General features: G+C 42.8%; 19 protein-coding genes. 12 read left to right on the plus strand and 7 right to left on the minus strand.

All coding sequences use genetic code 11. The features are described 5' to 3' along the window. Positions 1-124: 124 nt before the first annotated feature. From Q0144_RS01910 to Q0144_RS01930, 5 genes are read left to right on the plus strand one after another with little or no spacing between them, the layout of a single operon-like run. Positions 125-1,681 (plus strand): type I restriction-modification system subunit M, encoded by a 1,557-nt coding sequence (locus Q0144_RS01910; protein WP_298061229.1) that lies wholly within the window; start codon positions 125-127, stop codon positions 1,679-1,681. After that, entirely contained in the window at positions 1,678-2,670 is a 993-nt protein-coding gene (gene rhuM / locus Q0144_RS01915; RefSeq protein WP_297942717.1) for a RhuM family protein, read from the plus strand. Before Q0144_RS01910 ends, rhuM begins: the two co-directional genes overlap by 4 nt. Then, on the plus strand, positions 2,667-3,905 hold the full coding sequence (locus tag Q0144_RS01920; RefSeq protein WP_298061231.1) for a restriction endonuclease subunit S: 1,239 nt from the start codon (positions 2,667-2,669) through the stop codon (positions 3,903-3,905). The genes rhuM and Q0144_RS01920 overlap by 4 nt, the downstream gene beginning before the upstream one ends. A 2-nt stretch (positions 3,906-3,907) precedes the next feature. Then, on the plus strand, positions 3,908-5,011 hold the full coding sequence (locus Q0144_RS01925; protein WP_298061232.1) for an AAA family ATPase: 1,104 nt from the start codon (positions 3,908-3,910) through the stop codon (positions 5,009-5,011). A gap of 21 nt (positions 5,012-5,032) precedes the next feature. Next, positions 5,033-8,128, plus strand: a complete 3,096-nt coding sequence (locus tag Q0144_RS01930) for a type I restriction endonuclease subunit R (protein WP_298061233.1) — start codon at positions 5,033-5,035, stop codon at positions 8,126-8,128. 192 nt (positions 8,129-8,320) lie between these two features. On the opposite strand, the gene Q0144_RS01935 is transcribed toward Q0144_RS01930, so the two are convergent. Together Q0144_RS01935 and Q0144_RS01940 are read right to left on the minus strand one after the other, a co-directional pair. Beyond that, positions 8,321-8,476, minus strand: a complete 156-nt coding sequence (locus Q0144_RS01935; protein WP_298061235.1) for a hypothetical protein — start codon at positions 8,474-8,476, stop codon at positions 8,321-8,323. A gap of 118 nt (positions 8,477-8,594) precedes the next feature. Further along, on the minus strand, positions 8,595-9,485 hold the full coding sequence (locus tag Q0144_RS01940) for a peptidylprolyl isomerase (protein WP_298061236.1): 891 nt from the start codon (positions 9,483-9,485) through the stop codon (positions 8,595-8,597). 85 nt (positions 9,486-9,570) lie between these two features. Between Q0144_RS01940 and gltX the strand changes: the two genes are divergently transcribed. The 7 genes from gltX (at position 9,571) to Q0144_RS01975 (ending at position 17,398) form a co-directional block, all read left to right on the plus strand. Then, the gene (gltX, locus tag Q0144_RS01945) at positions 9,571-10,950 is read left to right on the plus strand and encodes a glutamate--tRNA ligase (RefSeq protein WP_298061237.1); all 1,380 of its coding nucleotides are present in this window, start codon (positions 9,571-9,573) and stop codon (positions 10,948-10,950) included. A gap of 1 nt (position 10,951) precedes the next feature. Then, positions 10,952-12,208, plus strand: a complete 1,257-nt coding sequence (locus Q0144_RS01950; protein ID WP_298061238.1) for a malic enzyme-like NAD(P)-binding protein — start codon at positions 10,952-10,954, stop codon at positions 12,206-12,208. A gap of 44 nt (positions 12,209-12,252) precedes the next feature. After that, entirely contained in the window at positions 12,253-13,701 is a 1,449-nt protein-coding gene (locus Q0144_RS01955) for a nicotinate phosphoribosyltransferase (protein ID WP_298061239.1), read from the plus strand. Next, the gene (locus tag Q0144_RS01960) at positions 13,694-14,065 is read left to right on the plus strand and encodes a hypothetical protein (RefSeq protein ID WP_298061240.1); all 372 of its coding nucleotides are present in this window, start codon (positions 13,694-13,696) and stop codon (positions 14,063-14,065) included. The genes Q0144_RS01955 and Q0144_RS01960 overlap by 8 nt, the downstream gene beginning before the upstream one ends. A gap of 77 nt (positions 14,066-14,142) precedes the next feature. Further along, a complete protein-coding gene (locus Q0144_RS01965; protein WP_298061242.1) occupies positions 14,143-14,835 on the plus strand; it encodes an MqnA/MqnD/SBP family protein in 693 nt (230 codons plus the stop codon). Then, on the plus strand, positions 14,832-16,190 hold the full coding sequence (gene gdhA, locus Q0144_RS01970; RefSeq protein WP_298061244.1) for an NADP-specific glutamate dehydrogenase: 1,359 nt from the start codon (positions 14,832-14,834) through the stop codon (positions 16,188-16,190). The genes Q0144_RS01965 and gdhA overlap by 4 nt, the downstream gene beginning before the upstream one ends. 476 nt (positions 16,191-16,666) lie before the next feature. Beyond that, entirely contained in the window at positions 16,667-17,398 is a 732-nt protein-coding gene (locus Q0144_RS01975) for a DUF4197 domain-containing protein (RefSeq protein ID WP_298061246.1), read from the plus strand. Positions 17,399-17,837: 439 nt separating this feature from the next. Here Q0144_RS01975 and Q0144_RS01980 read toward each other — a convergent pair whose 3' ends face one another. The 5 genes from Q0144_RS01980 to Q0144_RS02000 form a co-directional block, all read right to left on the minus strand. Then, complete coding sequence (locus tag Q0144_RS01980; RefSeq protein WP_298061249.1) at positions 17,838-18,110, minus strand: hypothetical protein; 273 nt, start codon at positions 18,108-18,110, stop codon at positions 17,838-17,840. 61 nt (positions 18,111-18,171) lie between these two features. Then, complete coding sequence (imm45, locus tag Q0144_RS01985) at positions 18,172-18,957, minus strand: Imm45 family immunity protein (protein WP_298061251.1); 786 nt, start codon at positions 18,955-18,957, stop codon at positions 18,172-18,174. Between the two features lie 68 nt (positions 18,958-19,025). Next, positions 19,026-19,658 carry a hypothetical protein gene (locus Q0144_RS01990; RefSeq protein ID WP_298061253.1) on the minus strand — a complete coding sequence of 211 codons (633 nt, stop codon included), beginning with the start codon at positions 19,656-19,658 and terminating at the stop codon, positions 19,026-19,028. A 50-nt stretch (positions 19,659-19,708) separates the two neighbouring features. Then, a complete protein-coding gene (locus Q0144_RS01995; RefSeq protein WP_298061255.1) occupies positions 19,709-19,930 on the minus strand; it encodes a hypothetical protein in 222 nt (73 codons plus the stop codon). A gap of 57 nt (positions 19,931-19,987) precedes the next feature. Beyond that, on the minus strand, positions 19,988-20,263 hold the full coding sequence (locus tag Q0144_RS02000; protein ID WP_298061257.1) for an Imm53 family immunity protein: 276 nt from the start codon (positions 20,261-20,263) through the stop codon (positions 19,988-19,990). Positions 20,264-20,326: the final 63 nt, after the last annotated feature.

Below are 20,326 nucleotides of genomic sequence, written 5' to 3' on the forward strand. Positions count from 1 at the left end.
CCATGCTGCGATGAAATTTTAGGAAGCGAAATTTTGCTGCGAAAATTAGAGTATGGAATTGCTAAATTTTATCGGCAGCATTCCCATTTTATATGCATAAAATTTTTTTAGGAGATACTATTAAATGAGCGAAGAGACGCAGCGCAAGGCTTTGCAAAACCAAATTTGGAGTATTGCAAATGAAGTAAGAGGTGCTGTTGACGGCTGGGACTTTAAGCAATACGTCCTGGGCACGTTGTTTTACAGATTTATTAGCGAAAATTTTACGGATTATATAGAGGGCGACGACGGTGATTTTGACTACGCAAGCTTGCCCGACGATTCGCCGGAGCTTGAAGCGATCAAGCACGATACTATTGTTACGAAGGGATATTTTATATACCCTAGTCAGTTATTTAAAAACGTCGTAAAAAATGCCGACAATAACGCAAATTTAAATACCGATTTAGATCAAATTTTTAAAAGTATCGAAGGTTCGGCATCCGGGTATGAGTCAGAGCAGGACATAAAGGGGCTTTTTGCCGATTTTGATACTACTAGCAACCGTTTAGGAAATAGTGTTACAGAGAAAAACAGGCGACTCGCAGCGGTTTTAAAAGGCGTGGCCGAGCTTGATTTTGGCGATTTTAAGAACAACCATATCGATCTTTTTGGCGACGCATACGAGTTTCTTATCTCGAACTATGCCGCGAATGCAGGCAAATCCGGCGGCGAGTTTTTCACTCCGCAAAATGTCTCAAAGCTCATCGCCGCACTTGCCATGCACGAACAAGAGCGCGTAAATAAAATTTACGATCCAGCATGCGGTTCTGGTTCACTACTTTTGCAGGCTAAAAAACGTTTTGACAAACATGAGGTCGAGGATGGATTTTTTGGCCAGGAGATAAATCACACGACATACAACCTGGCGCGTATGAATATGTTTTTACACAACGTTAATTACTCTAAATTTCACATAGAGCTCGGCGATACGCTACTAGATCCAAAGCTTAGCGACGATAGGCCTTTTGACGCTATCGTTTCAAATCCTCCTTACTCCATCAACTGGATCGGTAGCGACGATCCGACGCTCATAAACGATCCTAGATTTGCTCCTGCGGGCGTTCTTGCGCCAAAAAGCAAGGCGGATTTTGCCTTTATCTTGCACGCACTCAGCTACCTTTCGGCAAAAGGCAGAGCCGCGATAGTTAGTTTCCCGGGCATTTTTTATAGAGGCGGTGTGGAAAAAAAGATCCGCGAATATCTCGTAAAAGAAAATTTTGTCGAGACCGTCATCTCGCTCGCCCCAAATCTTTTTTATGGCACTCCGGTAGCTGTTAATATCCTTGTTCTTTCAAAGCATAAAACAGAGACTAAAACGCAGTTTATAGATGCTAGCGGGTTTTTTGAAAAAAGAACAAACAACAACGTCCTAACTGACGAACACATTGCGAAAATAATAGAAATTTTTGGTAAAAAAGAAGATATCGCCCATGTATGCGCACTCGCAGATAATGAAAAAATAGTCCAAAACGATTACAATCTAGCCGTAAGCTCTTATGTCGAGGCAAAAGATACACGCGAGGTTATTAATATAGACGAGTTAAATTTACAAATAAAACAAACAGTAGCCAAAATTTCAAATTTGCGCGAACAAATCGACGAAATCGTTGCGGAAATAAATTCGGGCAGCGAAATATGAAAGCTATTATTTACACGACAAGCGATGGCAAGTCAAGATTTTCTTTGCAAAAATTTGATGAACAGCTTTGGCTGACGCAACTTGAAATCGCGGAACTTTACCAGACGACCAAACAAAATATTAGCAAGCATATAAAGGCTATTTTTTTAGAAAATGAGATAGATGAAAAAGCAACTGTCAACTTTCAGTTGACAGTTCAAAATGAAGGCGGGCGCAATATAAAGCGTAAAATGGCTTATTATCCTTTGCCTTTGATTATAGCCGTAGGTTACCGCGTGCGTTCATCTCGCGGTACGCAGTTTCGTCAGTGGGCGACGCAATGCTTAGGAGAATATATAAAAAAGGGTTTTGCGCTTGACGACGAACGCTTAAAAGGCACGGGCGGCGGCGATTATTTCAAAGAGTTGCTTGAACGCATTCGCGATATCCGTAGTAGCGAAAAAGCGATGTATCGCCAAGTACTCGACCTTTACGCCACTAGCTACGACTACGATCCAAAAAGCGACGAGAGTATTAAATTTTTTAAAATAGTTCAAAACAAGCTTCATTACGCCGTTAGCGAGCAAACCGCCTCCGAGATTATTTTTAGTAGAGTAAACGGAGATAAAGAATTTATGGGGCTTACAAATTTTAAAGGCCAAATGCCGACGCTAAACGAGGCTAAAACGGCAAAAAATTACCTAAGCGAGGATGAACTTTTTAGATTAAATCGCTTGGTTTCGGCGTTTTTCGATCTTGCCGAGGTGAAGGCGCACGAGCGCGAGCCGATGTATATGAGAGACTGGATAAGCGAGCTGGATAAATTTAGCGTAACTTACGGCAAAGGCGTTTTGCAAAATGCTGGCTCGGTAAGTCATAGCGAGGCTATGAAAAAAGTTGACACCGAATATGCAAAATACCGACAAAACAACCTAACTCCGGTCGAGAAAGAATATATAAACGCCGTCAAAAGTATAAATTTAAAGCTAAAAGACAAAGGCAAGAAATGAGTAAAATTTTTGATTTGATAAACGAGCTTTGTCCGCAAGGGGTGGAGTTTAGGGAGCTTGGAGAGATTGGTTATTTTTATGGTGGTTTAAACGGAAAAACAAAAGATGATTTTGTAAAACACGGTAACGTAAAATATATAACCTATATGAATGTTTTTTCAAATTTAAGTATAGATTTGAATGCGCTTGAATTTGTAAAAATAGAAAATAATGAAAGGCAAAATTTAGTTGCTTACGGCGATGTTTTATTTACAGGCTCGTCTGAAACTAGAAACGAATGTGGATTTTCATCTGTTCTTACTAAAAAACCAGAAGAACCAATTTATTTAAATAGTTTTTGCTTTGGCTTTCGTTTAAATGATTTACGTTTATTTGAACCAGAATTTCTAAAATATATTTTTAGAAGTAAATTTTTGAGAGCACAAATTATTAAGACGGCCAATGGAGTAACTCGTTTTAATATTTCAAAAACAAAATTTCAAAAAATCAAACTCCCCGTACCTCCTCTGGAAGTACAGCGTGAAATAGTCCGCATTTTGGACTGTTTCACGCTGCTTACAGCAGAGCTTACAGCAGAGCTTACAGCTAGGAAAAAGCAATACGAATTTTATCGCGACTTCCTTTTAAGCTTTGACGAGCTCAATAAAAATGGGGGGTATGAACTAAAAACACTTAGGAGCATTGCAGACTACTCGAGCGATAGAATTAAATTTGACTCTTTAAATGAGCTAAATTACGTCGGCGTGGAAAATTTGCTTCAAAATAAAGCAGGGAAAGTATCGTCAAAATACGTTCCGGCGAGCGGAAACTGTACTAAGTTTGAAAGCGGCGATATTTTGATAGGCAATATTCGTCCTTATTTAAAGAAAATTTGGCAAGCTGACTGCACTGGTGGAGCAAGTGGCGACGTTTTGGTTTTGCGTTTAAACGACGAAAGCGTCAATTCTAGATATTTGTATCAAATTTTGGCTGATGATAAATTTTTCGATTATAATATGAAAAATGCAAAAGGCGCAAAAATGCCACGAGGAAATAAGAATGCTATTTTGGAATATAAAATCCCTGTTCCATCACTACCAACCCAGCGCAAAATCGTCGAAATACTCGACAAATTTGACACGCTCGTAAACTCTATAGCCGAGGGTCTACCGTGCGAGATAGAGTTAAGGCAAAAGCAGTATGAGTATTACAGAGAAAAGCTATTAAATTTTACAGAAATTGAAAAGGAGATATAGTAGTGTTTGCTGGTACTCTTAACGAAATAGCAAATAAGCTTAAAAATTTGAATAAAAAAGCACAATTAATTTATGCTTTTAACGGTACGGGTAAGACTCGTTTATCTGTAGAATTTAAAAATTTAATAGAATCAGGAGCCGATGAAAACAGTGATTCTGACCAAAAGAAAATTATTTATTATAATGCTTTTACGCAGGATTTATTTTATTGGGATAACGATATAGAAAATGATGTCGAGCCAAAATTAAAAATACAACCGAATTCTTTTACTAGCTGGGTATTTCAAGAACAAGGATTGGATAAAGAGGTTATTGATACTTTTCAGCTTTATGTAGGTAAAAAGCTTGAACCTAGATTCGATGCAAATTTTTCAGAAGTTTCTTTTTCTTTTATAGATGACAATGCCTCCGAAGATAATATTAAAATTTCAAAAGGAGAAGAAAGTATTTTTATTTGGAGTATTTTTTATGTATTAATAAGGCAAGTAATAAATGAATTAAATATAGCGGAACCAGATAATCGATCAACTCACGAATTTGATGATCTGGAATATTTTTTTATAGATGATCCGGTGAGTTCACTAGATGAGAATAACTTAATAGAGATAGCTGTAAATTTAGTTGAAAGAATAAAAGAGAGCGAATCAAATATAAAATTTATAATTACCACTCACAACCCTTTATTTTATAATGTGATACATAATGGGCTAAGCAGGGAAAGAAGGTGCAGCATGCATCTATTAAAGAAAACCGAAGATGAAATATATGTTTTAGATAAACAAAATAATGATTCGCCGTTCGCCTATCATCTTTATTTAAAGGCTGAGATAGAAAAAGCCATTGAGAATAATCAAATCAAGAAGTACCATTTTAATTTTCTAAGAAATATTTTGGAAAAAACTTCTACTTTTCTTGGTTATAAAAGCTGGGGCGATCTCTTGCCGGATACTCCAGGCGGAGATTCAAAACCGTATGAAACAAGACTGATTAATATTTCAAGTCATTCTAAACATTCTGCCGAAGAGAGTGTTGAGCCAAACGATAACGACAAAAGAGTATTAAGATTTTTAATTCAGAAAATTAGCTCAATATACCATTTTAAATAAAAAAACTAACAAAGGAAAAAAATGACAGAGACCAAACCGATAGCCGAGAGTAAAAATTTTATAGTCCTGGACGAATATGAAAAGATAATCCAGCCCTCAACCTACCAAAGCGAGGCGGATATGGAGCGCGAGCTGATAAGCGATCTAGTCGCGCAAGGCTACGAGTATGCAAAAGACATAAACTCTCCTGCAAAGCTACTGGAAAATTTAAAACAGCGGCTGGAAAGCCTAAACGAGGTTAAATTTACGCCTTCTGAGTGGACTAGATTGCTTAGCGAGTATCTTGACGCGCCAAACGATGGAGTGAATGAAAAGACTCGCAAAATCCAAGACAATCACATTTATGATTTTGTTTTTGATGATGGGCATATACAAAATATATATTTACTGGACAAGAAAAATATCGCGCGAAATAGCGTGCAGGTTATTAATCAATTTGAGCAGACGGGCGCGCACGCAAATAGATACGACATTACTATCCTAGTAAACGGCTTGCCGCTGGTGCAAATCGAACTAAAAAAGCGCGGCGTGGCGATAAGAGAAGCATTTAATCAAATCCACCGCTATGCCAAAGAGAGCTTTAACGCGTCAAATTCGCTATTTAAATACCTGCAAATTTTCGTTATCTCAAACGGCACGGATACGCGCTACTTTGCAAATACTACAAAGCGCGATAAAACTAGCTTCGATTTTACTATCAACTGGGCGGATTCTAAAAATTTGCCAATTAGGGACATAAAGGACTTTACTGCGACTTTTTTAGCGAAAAATACGCTTTTAAGCATACTGACAAAATATTGCGTATTTGACGCGAGTGACACCTTGTTAATCATGCGTCCGTATCAGATCGCAGCAACCGAACGTATATTGTGGAAGATAAATAGCTCGCATCTTAGTAAATGCTATGCAAAGCCGGAGGGCGGCGGCTATATCTGGCATACGACAGGATCGGGCAAAACGCTAACTAGCTTTAAGGCGGCAAGGCTCGCTACTCAGCTTGATTTTATAGATAAGGTCTTTTTCGTAGTAGATCGTAAGGATCTAGACTATCAGACGATGAAAGAGTATCAAAAATTTCAAAAAGATAGCGTAAACGGCTCAAATAGCTGCGCCGAACTAAAACGAAATACGGAAAAAGAGGACGGTAAAATAATCGTAACGACCATACAAAAGCTAAATAATCTGATGAAAAGCGAAAGCGAGCTGGCTGTATATCAAAAGGAGGTCGTTTTTATATTTGACGAGTGCCACCGCTCGCAGTTTGGCGAGGCACAGAAAAATTTAAAGAAAAAATTTAAGAGATTTTTCCAGTTCGGTTTTACGGGTACGCCGATATTTCCGCAAAATGCGCTAGGAGCGGAGACGACGCAAAGCGTATTTGGAAGCGAGCTTCACTCGTATATATTAACCGATGCCGTAAGGGATGAAAAAGTGCTTAAATTTAAGGTTGATTATAACGACGTAAGGCCTAAATTTAGAGAATTTGAGACCGAAAAAGATGAGCTAAAACTAAGCGCTGCGGAGAGTAAAGAGGCATTTTTGCACCCTGATCGTATAAAAGAGATTTCGCAGTATATCCTGGATCGTTTTAGGCAAAAAACGCACCGACTAAACGCAAGCGGTAAAGGCTTTAACGCTATGTTTGCAGTAAGCTCTATCGAAGCCGCGAAGCTATACTACGAGGCGTTTAAAAATTTACAAAAAGATAAAGAGCGACCGCTAAAAGTAGCAACGATTTTTTCATTTTCGCAAAACGAGGAGCAGGGTGTTATAGGTGAGATAGCAGACGAAAATTTTGAGCCAGAGACGATGGATATGAGCTCAAAAGAATTTCTAAATGTGGCGATAAAAGATTATAACGCCTATTTTAGGACGAATTTTAGCATCGAGGGTAGGTCGTTTCAGGACTATTACCGCGACTTGAGTGAACGCATGAAAAAGCAAGAAGTCGATTTGCTCTTGGTTGTGGGCATGTTTTTAACAGGGTTCGACGCACCTACGTTAAATACGCTATTCGTAGATAAAAATTTACGTTATCACGGGCTTATGCAGGCTTTTTCACGTACGAATAGAATCCTAGACGCCACTAAGACCTTTGGCAATATCGTGACTTTTAGAGACTTGCAGCAAGCTACGATCGATGCCATCACGCTTTTTGGTAAAAACAGTACCAAAAACGTAATTTTGGAAAAAAGCTATAAGGAATATATGCAGGGCTTTACCGATGCTGCTACCGGCGAGGCCAGACGAGGATTTCTAGAAGTTACGAGCGAGCTTGAGGCGCGCTTCTCAGATCCTAACGCAATAGAAACGCAAAAGGATAAAAAGGATTTTGTTAAGCTTTTTGGCGAGTATCTTCGCGTAGAAAATGCTCTGCAAAACTATGACGAATTTGCGGCGCTGCAGGCTCTGCAAGGGGTAAATTTGAATGATGAGAATGCCGTGCGCGAATTTAAAGAAAAATTTTATCTAAGCGAAGAGGATTTGCAGGAGATGCAAAGCATAAAAGTGCCTAGCGTGCGAGCGCTCCAAGACTACCGCTCTACCTATAACGATATAAGAGACTGGCTAAGAAAAGAAAGAGCGGGCGAACGCAAAGAGACGCAAAAGATGGACTGGGACGACGTGGTCTTTGAGATTGACCTACTCAAGTCGCAGGAGATAAATTTAGACTATATTTTGGGGTTAATATTTGAGCACAATAAAAAGATTAAAGATAAGATCGCGCTTACCGAAGAGATCCGCAGGATCATCCGCGCCAGCCTGGAAAATCGCTCAAAAGAGGGGCTAATAGTAGATTTTATAAACGGGACTGATTTGGACGAGTTAAAAGATAGAGCAGGCGTAGTCGAGGCATTTTTTAAATTTGCAAAAGGCGAGATGTCGCGCGAAGCAAAAGAACTGATTGGCTCGTTAAATTTAAATGAAAATGCTGCAAAAAGGTATATTAGCGCGTCGTTAAAACGCGGATATGCTAGCGAAAGCGGAACTGATTTAAACGAAATTTTACCTAAAATGAGTCCTCTAAATCCAAAGTATCTAAGCGTGAAGCAAAATGTTTTTGAAAAAATCGCTTTTTTTGTGGATAAATTTAAGGAAGTCGGCATTGAGGTTTAGGCACGACTTAATTTGGATGTATTATTTTGTACTATATAAGCGATGCAAATAGGAGTTTTATGCGTTTAGATTATATTTTTACAGACGAAAATTATTAGAAAAATTGTTGTTGAGTTAAAATATGTTGCATTGAAAACAAAGAAGTATAATTTGTGTCAATACGATGATGTAGATTCGTATAAATTTTAAAATTTAGCTCCTCGCCGCTGTTGTTATCGCCCAAACGGCGACGAGTTTTGAGGCGGCATCGATGTGGGAGAAAAATTTGCTCGCGCCGAAGCTCGCAGCGCTTATGCCGCCATTTCTAGGATTGCTTTTAAGTTCGGTAAAATCGTTGATTACTATCACGCAAAGCCTTTAAATTTTATTAAAATTTTACGCGCGAACAGGCAAGCTGCGTGCTCGCCATTGCGTTATCGGCGTTAAATTCTATAAAAATTTAATGCATGGCGGTGGATTTTAAAATTTACCGCCTTTTTTGCACTTTAACTTTTGGGGCGGTTTTTGTGCCTTGCGCTTTTGCCTGCGGACGCTCGATAATGCGGATATTAGCGTTTGAGCGGAGTCTGTCATTGAACTCGGTGATTGCCTTTTTGCGCTCAGAGGTCACGTAGCCTTCGATCGCCCTGTCTTGCACGCTGTCAAAATCAAGCGTACGAAGCCCCTTTTTGTCGTTTACGTAAAACATCTCGTAGCCGTTGCGCGTAGGGATTATCGGCGAAAATTTACCCTGCTCGACATTCGTGACGATATATTTTAGCCCCTCGTCCATTTGATTGGCCTTGAGGGTTCCCTTCATCACATACACGTCGCTTGGGCGGAGCTTTGGATTTGCGCGAATCTTATCGAGCGGAGCCTGAGATTTCGCGATGTAGCGGGTGAGCGTGATGCTATCGAAGGTTGTAAACAAAGAGCTATTTTGCGTGTAGAATTTTTTGACATTTTCGGGGGTCGTGCGGTGCTGTACGTCTGCGAATATCGAGCCATAGAGCTTTTCTTCAAGCAGTGTGCGGCGGATATTTGCTTTAAAGTCATCGTAGTTCATGCCTTGCTTTTGCACAGCGGTTTTGAGCTGGTCTAAGCTAAGCTTATTTTGATCGGCGATCGCTTTGAGTCTCGCGTCGATCTCCGCGTCATTTACCGCGATGCCGCGGCGTTTAATCTCGGATTGTTGCAGCTTTTGCCCGATTAAAATTTCCATCGCAGCTTGCGGCGAAGCACCCGTTAGTTTTTGAACTTTGGCTAGTTCGTAGCCGGTGATCGGTTCATTATCTACCACGGCGATGACGCCGTTTACTACTTCGGCATTTGCACAAACGGCACATATCATTGCGGAAAAAAGCAGTTTCTTTATCATTTTTAACCTTTATTTAGTCTTTTTGCTTTATAATTACAAGATCGCGATTATAACATTAAATAGTAATTTTTGCAAAGGAATTTTTATGATAGTAACTCGTTTTGCGCCGAGTCCTACGGGATATTTACATATCGGCGGACTTAGAACGGCACTTTTTAGTTATCTTTACGCTAGGGCAAACGGCGGCAAATTCCTGCTGCGTATTGAGGACACTGATCTGAAGCGCAATTCGCAGGAGGCTGCTAAGGCGATCGAGGAAGCTTTTAAGTGGTGCAATCTAGACTATGACGGGCAGATCGTGTATCAAAGCTCGCGCTTTGATCTTTACAAACAATACGTCCAAAAGCTGCTAGATGAGGGCAAGGCATACAAATGCTATATGAGTAAGGACGAGCTGGATGAGCTGCGCGCGCAGCAGGAAGGTCGCAAAGAGCGCCCGCGCTACGATAATCGCTATCGCGACTTTACCGGCACGCCGCCTGCTGGGATCGAGCCCGTAATCCGCATCAAATCCCCGCTTAGCGGCACGATAGAATTTAACGACGGCATCAAGGGCGAGATAAAATTTAACGCTGCCGATATTCTGGACGATTTCATCATCGCGCGCTCCGACGGCACGCCCACGTATAACTTTACGGTCGTGATCGACGACGCGCTGATGGGCGTCACGGACGTGATCCGCGGCGACGATCATCTAAGCAACACCCCGAAGCAGATCGTGCTGTATAATGCGCTAGGCTTTAAAATCCCTAAATTTTACCATGTTGCGATGATCAACGGCACCGACGGCAGCAAGCTGAGCAAACGCCACGGTGCTACCGACGTGATGGAGTACAAGCGCATGGGCTATCTGCCGCAAGCTCTGCTAAATTTTTTAGTACGCCTGGGCTGGAGCCACGGGGATGATGAAATTTTTAGCATGGAGGAGATGAAGCGATACTTTGATCCTAACCATATCAGCAAGAGCGCTAGCACCTTCAATCAAACCAAGCTCGAGTGGCTAAATGCGCATTATATTAAAAACTCAGACGATGATGAGCTTGTCTTGCAGCTTGCGGAATTCGGCGTCGATATTCGCTCACATGCGAAAAAACATCTCATCGCCCAGCAGTACAAACAGCGCGCAAAGACGCTAGTGGAGATGGCTGAGGGCATTAAAATCCTTCTAAACCGCCCGAGCTGCTATGACGAGAAGGCGTATAAGAAATTTGTAACCGAAAGTTCGCTAAGCTTACTCGCAAAATTTTCGGATACTCTAAGCGCAAATTTAAATGCAAAGGAGTGTGAGGAAAGGACGATGGAGTTTTTGGACGTAAACGGCGCCAAGCTAAAGGATCTTGCTCAGCCGCTGCGCGTTGCGATCACGGGAGGAAGCGTAAGTCCGTCGATTTTTGAAATTTGTGAAATTTTAGGAAGCGACGAAGTTAAAACGAGAATTTCAAATTTAATCAAAAAAGGATTATAAAATGGCTAAAGTAAACGTTGAAGCGGCTTTGAAGTACCACATAGGCGGTAAAATCGGAACGAATGTAAAAACCCCGTGCGCTACGGCGGAGGATTTGGCGCTTGCATATACGCCGGGCGTCGCGGAGCCTTGCAAGGTGATCGAAGGTGATCACGAGGCTGCGTTTAAATACACGAATAAGGCTAATCTCGTAGCCGTTATCACTAACGGCACAGCGGTTTTGGGGCTTGGTGATATCGGCGCAATCGCCGGAAAGCCCGTAATGGAGGGCAAGGCGGTTTTGTTTAAAAAATTCGGCGGCGTCGATGCTTTCGATATCGAGATCGACGAAAAAGATCCTAAAAAGATAATTGAAATTTGCAAAGCGCTTGCGCCTACGTTCGGCGGTATAAACTTAGAGGATATCAAAGCTCCCGAGTGCTTCGAGATAGAGCGCGAGCTGCAAAAAGCCGTCGATATCCCCATCATGCACGACGATCAACATGGCACCGCTATGATTACGGGCGCAGGGCTAATCAATGCAGCCCTTATCAGCGGCAAAAAAATCGAGGATATGAAGATCGTCGTAAGCGGCTCGGGCGCTGCTGGCATAGCGTGTGCAAAGATGTATCGTAATTTAGGCGCCAAACACATCATAATGCTCGATTCCAAAGGGGTGATCCATAAGGGTCGCACCGATCTTACCGAGCAAAAGAAAGAATTTGCCCTAGACACCGCAGATCGCACGCTAGAGGACGCGATGAAGGGCGCGGATATGTTTTTGGGCCTTAGCAAGCCGGGCGTTTTAACCAAAGAGATGGTAAAGACTATGGCGCCGCATCCAATCATTTTTGCGCTTGCAAATCCGGTACCGGAAATTTATCCAAGCGAGGTCGAGGAAGTAAGAAACGACGCGATCGTAGGCACCGGCAGAAGCGACTTTGCAAATCAGATCAATAACGTTTTGGGCTTTCCGTATATCTTCCGTGGCGCGCTTGACGTAAGAGCCAAAAAGATTACGGAAAATATGAAAATTGCTGCCGCTCGTGCGATGGCGGATCTTGCTCGCGAAGAAGTTCCTGCAGAAATCCGCAAGATGCTGGGCAAAGATAGCTTGAAATTCGGCAAAGACTACGTTATCCCAAATCCTTTCGATCCGCGCGTATTTGCCGTGATCTCGACGGCGGTTGCAAAAGCTGCGGTAGATGACGGTGTCGCTCGCGTCAAAGAGTTCGACGCTGCGGCTTATAAAAAGAGCCTAGAAGCCAAAAAGCTATGATTCCTTGCTCCTGCACGAGGCGAGATTAAATTTAAGAGGCGTAAATGAAAGATTTGGCTTTACTTACCGATTTTTATCAGCTTAGCATGATGCAGGGCTATTTTTTTACGAAGCCCGATCAGACAGCGGTTTTTGACGTTTTTTATCGTAAAAACCCAAGCGGCGGCGGTTACGCGATATTTTGCGGCTTAAACGAGGTTGTGGATTATATCGAAAACTTAAAATTTAGCGACGACGACATCGCATATCTAAAAAGTCTAAATTTCTTTAAGCCCGAATTTTTGGAATTTCTAAGAGGCTTTAAATTTAGTGGCGAAATTTACGCGATGGATGAGGGGCAGATCGTATTTCCGCACGAGCCGCTAATTCGCGTCAAGGCAAATATCATGGAGGCGCAGCTCATCGAGACCGCGATCCTAAATACTATAAATTTCCAAACTCTCATCGCTACGAAAAGCTCGCGTATAAACTTTAGCGCTCAGGGAGATTCGGTGATGGAGTTTGGCTTGCGCCGCGCTCAGGGGCGAAGTGCGGGCATCTACGGCGCAAAGGCTGCGATTATAGGCGGCTGCAGCGCCACGTCAAACGTGCTCGCCGCAAAGAAATTTGACGTCCCTGCGATCGGTACCCACTCGCACTCTTGGATTCAGAGCTTTGATAGCGAGCTGGAGGCGTTTCGCGCTTACGCTAAAATTTATCCAAACAGCGCGCTTCTGTTAGTCGATACCTACGATACTCTCGCAAGCGGCGTGCCGAATGCGATCAAGGTTTTTGAGGAGCTGCGCGCAAGCGGTCATAAGCCGCTTGGAATCCGCATAGATTCGGGCGATCTGGAGTATCTAACCAAGCAGGCGCGTAAGATGCTCGATGCGGCGGGCTTTGAGAACGCAAAGATCACCGCATCTAACGATCTAGACGAATACGCGATCGATCAACTCAAGCTTTTTGATGCCAAAATCGATAGCTGGGGGATCGGCACGAGGCTTATTACGGGCGGAGATAGTTCGAGTCTCGGTGGCGTGTATAAGCTAAGCGGTATCGAAAAAGATGGCGAGATCATAGCTAAGATCAAAATTTCAAATGATCCGCGCAAGATCAACAACCCCGGCTACAAGCAGGTCTTTAGACTCTACGACAAAGATAACGGCATGGCGCTTGCCGATCTGATCGCGCTTGATGAAGAGAGCATAGATGAGAGCGTGCCGCTTGAAATTTTCCATCCGCTTTACACCTACAAGCGTAAAATTTTAACGAATTTTAGCGCGCATAAGCTCTTACGTCCCGTTTTCAAGGAGGGCAAATTCGTAGGCGTGCGCCGCACGGTAAGCGAGATCGCGCGTTTTAGCAAGGAGCAAAAGAGCAAATTTTGGCTCGAGCACCTTCGCAATGTCCATCCGCAAAGCTACAAAGTAGATCTCTCTCAAAAGCTTTGGGATATCCGAAAATCACTCATCAACGAGTGTAACCTGAATTTAAAGGAGAAATATGTTTAAAGTTCTATCGTGTGCCGCTTTGGCGTTATTTTTGCTAGGATGCGGCTCAAACCAGCTCCGCCAATCCCCGGATAGCGCTATGAATAAGCAAGCACAGAGCGAAAAAACCATAACTCAAGAGAACTCAAAGACCTTCTATTTCGTCGATGACAAGGGCAAAAAGCTTTCGCTTAGCTCAAACGACGATTTCAATACCGCCGTGTTAAAGGACGATAGCGGCAAAAGCTACGACCTCAAGCGCGAGCGCGCCGCCGACGGCATCTATATGGAGAACAAAGACGGAGTGAGCATCCACTTCAAAAAAGGTGAGGGCATAGTGGAGTTTAGCAAATACAAATCCATCCCGATCACCGAGGTCAAATAAACTTTAAAATTTTTGGTTAAATTCCGATTTAGCGCCGGAATTTAACCTCTTTTCCTGCGCTAAATTCGGAGAAAGTTATGTTATTAGGCAAAATCGATTATCTAAATTTGCTCCCTTTTCACGTATTTTTAAAATCCCTTCCGCTGCCGTCTTATGTTAAAAAATCGATAGAATTTAAAAAAGGGGTGCCGAGCAAACTCTGCGCCGATCTTTATTTTAGGCGCATAGACGCCGCGGTAATCTCCAGCATCGAAAGCCGCCGCGCAAAATACCGCAAGCTGCCTCTTGGAATTGTCGCAAAGCGCGAAGTGTTAAGCGTACTCGTGCGCAAAAACTCGGCGCCCAGGCTCGATCCCGCGTCGATGAGCTCAAATATGCTAGCTCGCGTGCTGGATCTTAGCGGCGAGGTGCTAATCGGCGATAATGCTCTAAAGGCGCTGCTTTTGCAGGACAAGGATAAATTTTACGATTTGGGCGAAATTTGGCAGCAGCGTACGGGCTTGCCCTTCGTTTTCGGGAGGCTGTGCTGCGTGAAAAACGAAAAAGCTTACGCGCGCCTGGCGGCGAAATTTTTACGTTCGCGCATTAAAATTCCAAGATATATCCTGAAAAGCTACGCCTTTTCGCGCGGCATAAAAGAGCGTGAAATTTTAAATTATCTGAAATTTATAAGCTACAAAATCGGCGTCCGCGAGGAGCTGGCGCTGAAAAAATTTATCGCTAAAGCCAAAAAATTAAAATTTAATCCGGTTCAAAAGGAGGAACTATGAAGTCTTACATCGACGGCTTGCTGCTAAATTTAAAGCGTGCCAATCCCGGTCAGGAGGTCTTTATCCAGGCATCGACCGAAATTTTATACTCGCTCATACCGCTTTTAAAGCGCGATGAGCGATACGTGAAAAATAAAATTTTAGAGCGCATTTTGGCGCCCGAGCGCACGATGATGTTTCGCGTCGTCTATATGAGCGACGGCGGCGAGCCCTGCGTGCATACGGGATATCGCATAGAGTTCAACTCCGCTCTGGGTCCTTACAAAGGCGGTCTGCGCTTTCATCCGAGCGTAAATTTGGGCGTTTTAAAATTTTTAGGGTTTGAGCAAATTTTTAAAAATTCCCTCACAGGTCTTAATATCGGCGGCGCAAAAGGTGGCGCAAATTTCGATCCTAAGGGCAAGAGCGACGGCGAGATTATGAGATTTTGTCAAGCTTTTATGCTTGAACTTCACCGCCTAATCAGCTCCAATACCGACGTGCCCGCAGGCGACATCGGCGTGGGCGGTCGCGAGATCGGCTATATGTACGGCGCGTATAAAAAGCTCACCCGCAGATTCGACGGCGCTCTTACGGGCAAAGGGCTAAGCTGGGGCGGCAGTCTTGCGCGCACCGAGGCTACGGGCTACGGATCGGTCTATTTTGCAAACGAGATGCTCGCTACCAGAGGTGATTCTCTGCACGGCAAAATTTGCACGATCTCGGGCGCCGGCAACGTCGCGATCTACACCGCCGAAAAGCTATATCAGATGCAGGCTAAGCCCGTTACAGTAAGCGATTCTACGGGTTTTATCTACGATGCCGAGGGAATTGACGTAATGCTTCTTAAAAAATTAAAAGAGCAGCTGCGCGTAGGGCTTTGCGAATATATTAAAGAGCGTCCTAACGCAAAATTTATCCCAGTTAGTGCTTATCCTGAGGGGCGTAACGGCGTGTGGAGCGTGCCGTGCGACGCCGCATTTCCGAGCGCTACGCAAAATGAGATTAGTCTGCAAGACGTAAAGACTCTCTATGCCAACGGATGTCGCATGGTTTGCGAGGGCGCGAATATGCCAAGCACGCTTGAGGCGATCGATTTTATGCTCGCGCAAAAAGACTTTCTTTTCGGTCCTGCCAAAGCGGCGAATGCGGGCGGCGTGGCTACGAGCGGGCTTGAGATGGCGCAAAACGCGCAGATGGCGTCGTGGAGCTTCGAGGAGGTCGATAGTAAGCTGCGCGAGATCATGCGCCACATATTTCGCACCAGCTACGAGACCTCGAAGGAATTCGGCGCGGAGGGCAACCTCGTGCTAGGCTCGAATATCGCGGGCTTTCGCCGCGTAGCCGATGCGATGCTGGATCAAGGTTTGGTTTAAGCTCAACTCGCTTTATTTTGTCAAAAGCGGCAGCTCGCTTTTAAATTTAAGCTTTTTAAATTTACGGCGAGCTTTTTGGCTGCGGGGCTTGATAAAATTTCAATAGTTTGCGCCTAGGATATAGCCGCTCATCGCTATAATTCATTCTGCGCAACTTGCGCGCTGCGTAAATTTAAATAGCGCCAAGCAGTGCGGTTTTAAAATTTTAGCTCGTCGTAGCGATACTTTTAAAATTTAGCCGCAAGCATGACAAAGACCGCCCAGCCAAATTTCATCTTTAAATTTGGCTGGTAAATTCCGCCCGTTAAATTTAGCTTTGAAATTTGACGCTTAAAATTTAAGTCCGAATCCGCTTTTAAATTTAGCCTAAATTTTATCTCAGCTCGCCCGCGCAGCGCGAAAATTTAAACCGAGCACGGGCTGAGCGTTTACCGCAATTTGGCATAATGGCGCAAATTTTATCCAAAGGTTGTAATATGAAAAAATTTATGATTTTGCTCGCCGCTGCGGCTCTGTCGCTTGCGCATGCGGACGTGACGGATATCCTAAAGCAGGGCGCGGACGCGCTTGGTACGACTAGGAGCGGAAGCTACAAGGATCTGCTCGCTTCCGCCGCAAACAGCGCCGCAAGCGAGCTCGCCAAGGGCTACATCCACAGCAAGACCGCTAAAATCGAACTTCCTCCTTCGCTGAAAGCGGCTGCAAAGCTTGCGAGAAAGGTGGGCGGCGATAAATGGGAGCAGCAGCTCGTCGCGAGTATGAACGATGCCGCTACCAAGGCGGTGAGCGGCGCGAGCAAGATATTTTTGCAAGATCTGAAATCGATGAGCGATGCCGACGTTAAAAAGCTCATCGGCGGCGGTGACACCGCGCTTAGCGAGTATCTGCAGAGCAAGTCGGGTGCGAAGCTACGGGCGGTTTTTAGACCGATCGTAAGCGATATGATGAGCAAAAACAGCTTTGCAACGGCGTATAACGGGCTAAATTCCTTCGCGCAAAACAAGATCGCGAGTAACGAAGCAGTACAAAATATCGCGCGCGGGCTGGGCGCGAGCGAGTATCTGCCTAAGCAGGGCGAGGATTTGAACGATTACATCACGCAAAAGACGCTGGATGGGCTATTTGCGGTGATGAGGGAAAAAGAAAGCGCGCTTCGCGGCAGCGCCGTCGGCAAAGGTGCCGGGATTTTAGGCAAGGTGCTTCAATAAAGCTCGCGGTGAGGCTTTGGCGTAAATTCCGCCGTATAGCTGCTTATAATTGCTTTGCGCCGTAAGTTTGGGCAGTCTAAAGCTGCGCGCAAAGCACCCTCTCGTGCAAGACAGCTGTTTGAGTCAAAGTAGGCGTGCGGCGGAATTTAGAGGTTTATTTGTCGCGCGTTTTCGCGCGATCGATTTTATACGATAATCTTGCTGCGAAGTTAGTCTGCGAAATTTAAAATTTTACAAAGCTTTAGGGATTTGAAATTTTAGAATTTAATGCGGTGTTTAGATGCGCGCATAAATTAGCGCCTACATCTGAAATTTTAAAAAACGGCGAAGTATTGGGGTAGTAGGGCGGTAACAGATAAGCGCGTAAGACTAAAGCAAGAAAGCCGTCTTGTAAATTTCGCTTCTTTCATATCTCACTTTATGTTCCGCAAAAACCGGTTTACTCATTAGTCCTATTATTTTCCGATTCCATTTTTCTTAATTCTTTAAGCGCTCTATTATAGACATTGGCTTGCTTGCAAACTCTACCTTCGGCAGCAATATATCTTACTAAATTTATATCATTTGTATCGATTGCTATCAATAATCTACCCATAAGCCTTTCCTCTACAAAAAACGTATAATCGCACTTTGCACACAAATTACTTTCATAAATTATAAATAATAACAAAACTACTACGGCGCAAATTATAAATTTTAATGCTTTAACCATATTTTCTCCTTGTGTGTATTCTTGCCCGTATATTGATAATGTCGATTGGCGAGGCATTATATCACTTCTTATTTTTAAATTTAAATCTCTTTCGCTTAATTTTTATAAAATTTTCCAGCTGTTTATCGGTAAAATTTAAAACCTCTTTTCGGTTTTGCAAATTTACGTAGGTGTGCCTTATATCGCAGCATCTATAAAAAATATATTTCCAATTTTTAATTAGCCAGTCTGCTTCTACCATATTTTTATCTGTTTTAAATAAAAACGGCAAAACCCATAAACCCGCCTTGTAACCGCTAATTACGATCAATTTTATAAAATTTACTCCATCATCGTCTTTTGCTTTTACTACGACAAAATTTACATTTTTCTCATATGGATAGCCGGATTTTCTACATTCGATAATATCTCCGAGCTTGATCCTTCCACGAAATTTCAAGAGAGGAATGCTAAATTTTTTTATTAGATTCCTCTTTATGCGTCTATTGCGTCCGAATTTATCCCTAGGTTTTGTCAGTCTGAAACCGGGGATTGTTTCGTCGCAATCTTTTAGTTCATCGCTACTAAGATAATTATCAGAGCATATAAATACCTCCTGGGGGCTCGCATTGATGCCGAAATTTGCTAAATTACGAATCAATTGCCCCTTATCCACTACAAACCCCGCTTTACTTGATAGCATCTCGCTAGGAAGCTCAAAATATCTGTTATTTTTTAAATTTAAAAGGCAAGGATTTTCTGTCCAGAAACATCGCTCATCGCAGACCATAAGCTCATCGTCGTTAAATTTTATAATATCGCCTCTTTGTAAGTCATTGTCGAAGGTTGATATTGGTAAGATAGTCATTCAAAGTCCTTTTGCTTGCTAGATTGAACATGTTCATAATAAATTTTTCGTTATTTGTAATCGCTAAATTACACCTCGATAACCACATCGTTATACTTTTCATAAAGCCTCGGCTTTAAAATTTTATCACGATACTCTTTGCCTGCCTTAGTCATACATATCCAATGGCTAAATCTGCTCCAGGTATCGGGATTCTTCCAAGTTATCTCTGCTTTGGGAGTTATGTTCTCCTCCTCTAAAAATTTATACTCAAAAAAGAAATTATCTCTAAAATAGATCCACTTCTCATAAAGCGACATACCTAGATCGATCTTGGATAAATTCGTATCGAAGTCAGCCCATTTCTTTCTTAAATTTTCGCCCTCTATGCCGAAGTCTATCATACCCCCTAAAAATAGTTGACCCATTACTCCGAAGTATTCTCCCGCGTATGTCGGATAGGCTGAAATTTCAGGATTATCTTCGTCCGCTAGCTTATAGTCGCTTCGGATAATCCCATATAGTTCAAACCATTCGTACCAATCAAAGATTTCATATTCAAGGTAATCCAAAATATCTTTTTTTCTGGTACCGGGAATTTGAGCTAATATGCGAATAAACGAATCCATCCAGCAATCAAATCCTAAAGCCTTATAAAGTTCTTCATCTTTGTTAAAAACCCAGCCGTATAGTTCATTCAGTTTTAAAATTTTAAATTTCATAGTATCTCCTTTCTAAATTTAATCGGTTGGCGATATTTTATTTGCATAATCTAAAGCTTTATCCAATCCTCTTTCTTTACGCCGAATTCAAATTCAGCCTGTTTAAACGCGCCCTCTATACTTTCATGATAGGTATCGGTTTGCTCCTTCTCCGATTCGTTGAGATAGAACAGATAAAATCCGCTGTCGCCGCCATACTGGATGATACTTAAAGCAGATGGCTGCGGCAGAATTGTATCGCTGTCGTAATGAGCGGTGTTTCCGGTGGCCATGAAACTACTTTCGGGTAAATTTTATAGAGCTCTTTTGGGCGTTTTCCTCGCTAAATTTTAATCCGTTAGCCATTTTACCACGTATTCCAGTAATTCCTCTAAATTCTCGGCTCCACAACTTCCTTTGAGTTCGTTTTCCGTGGCATTGACGAAAAACCAATCCTCGTCATCTCTATCGATATTTATTTTGATCGGCTTTTTCCCGCTCTCGCCATCGATTTCAATCCACCAACCGGGATTATCGACCGTTTCTAGCGTAAGGCCATATTCATGCTCCCATTCTCCGTCGCATTTGGAAGCGTACCAGTTTTGTATGAGTTTTAGATTACTCATTGCTCCTCCTTTAATTTCATAAATTTCAAAATTCTCGATTTGTTAGGCTCTGATATTGCAATT

Origin of the sequence: uncultured Campylobacter sp. (assembly GCF_938045345.1) — a bacterium.
Lineage (GTDB): Bacteria > Campylobacterota > Campylobacteria > Campylobacterales > Campylobacteraceae > Campylobacter_B.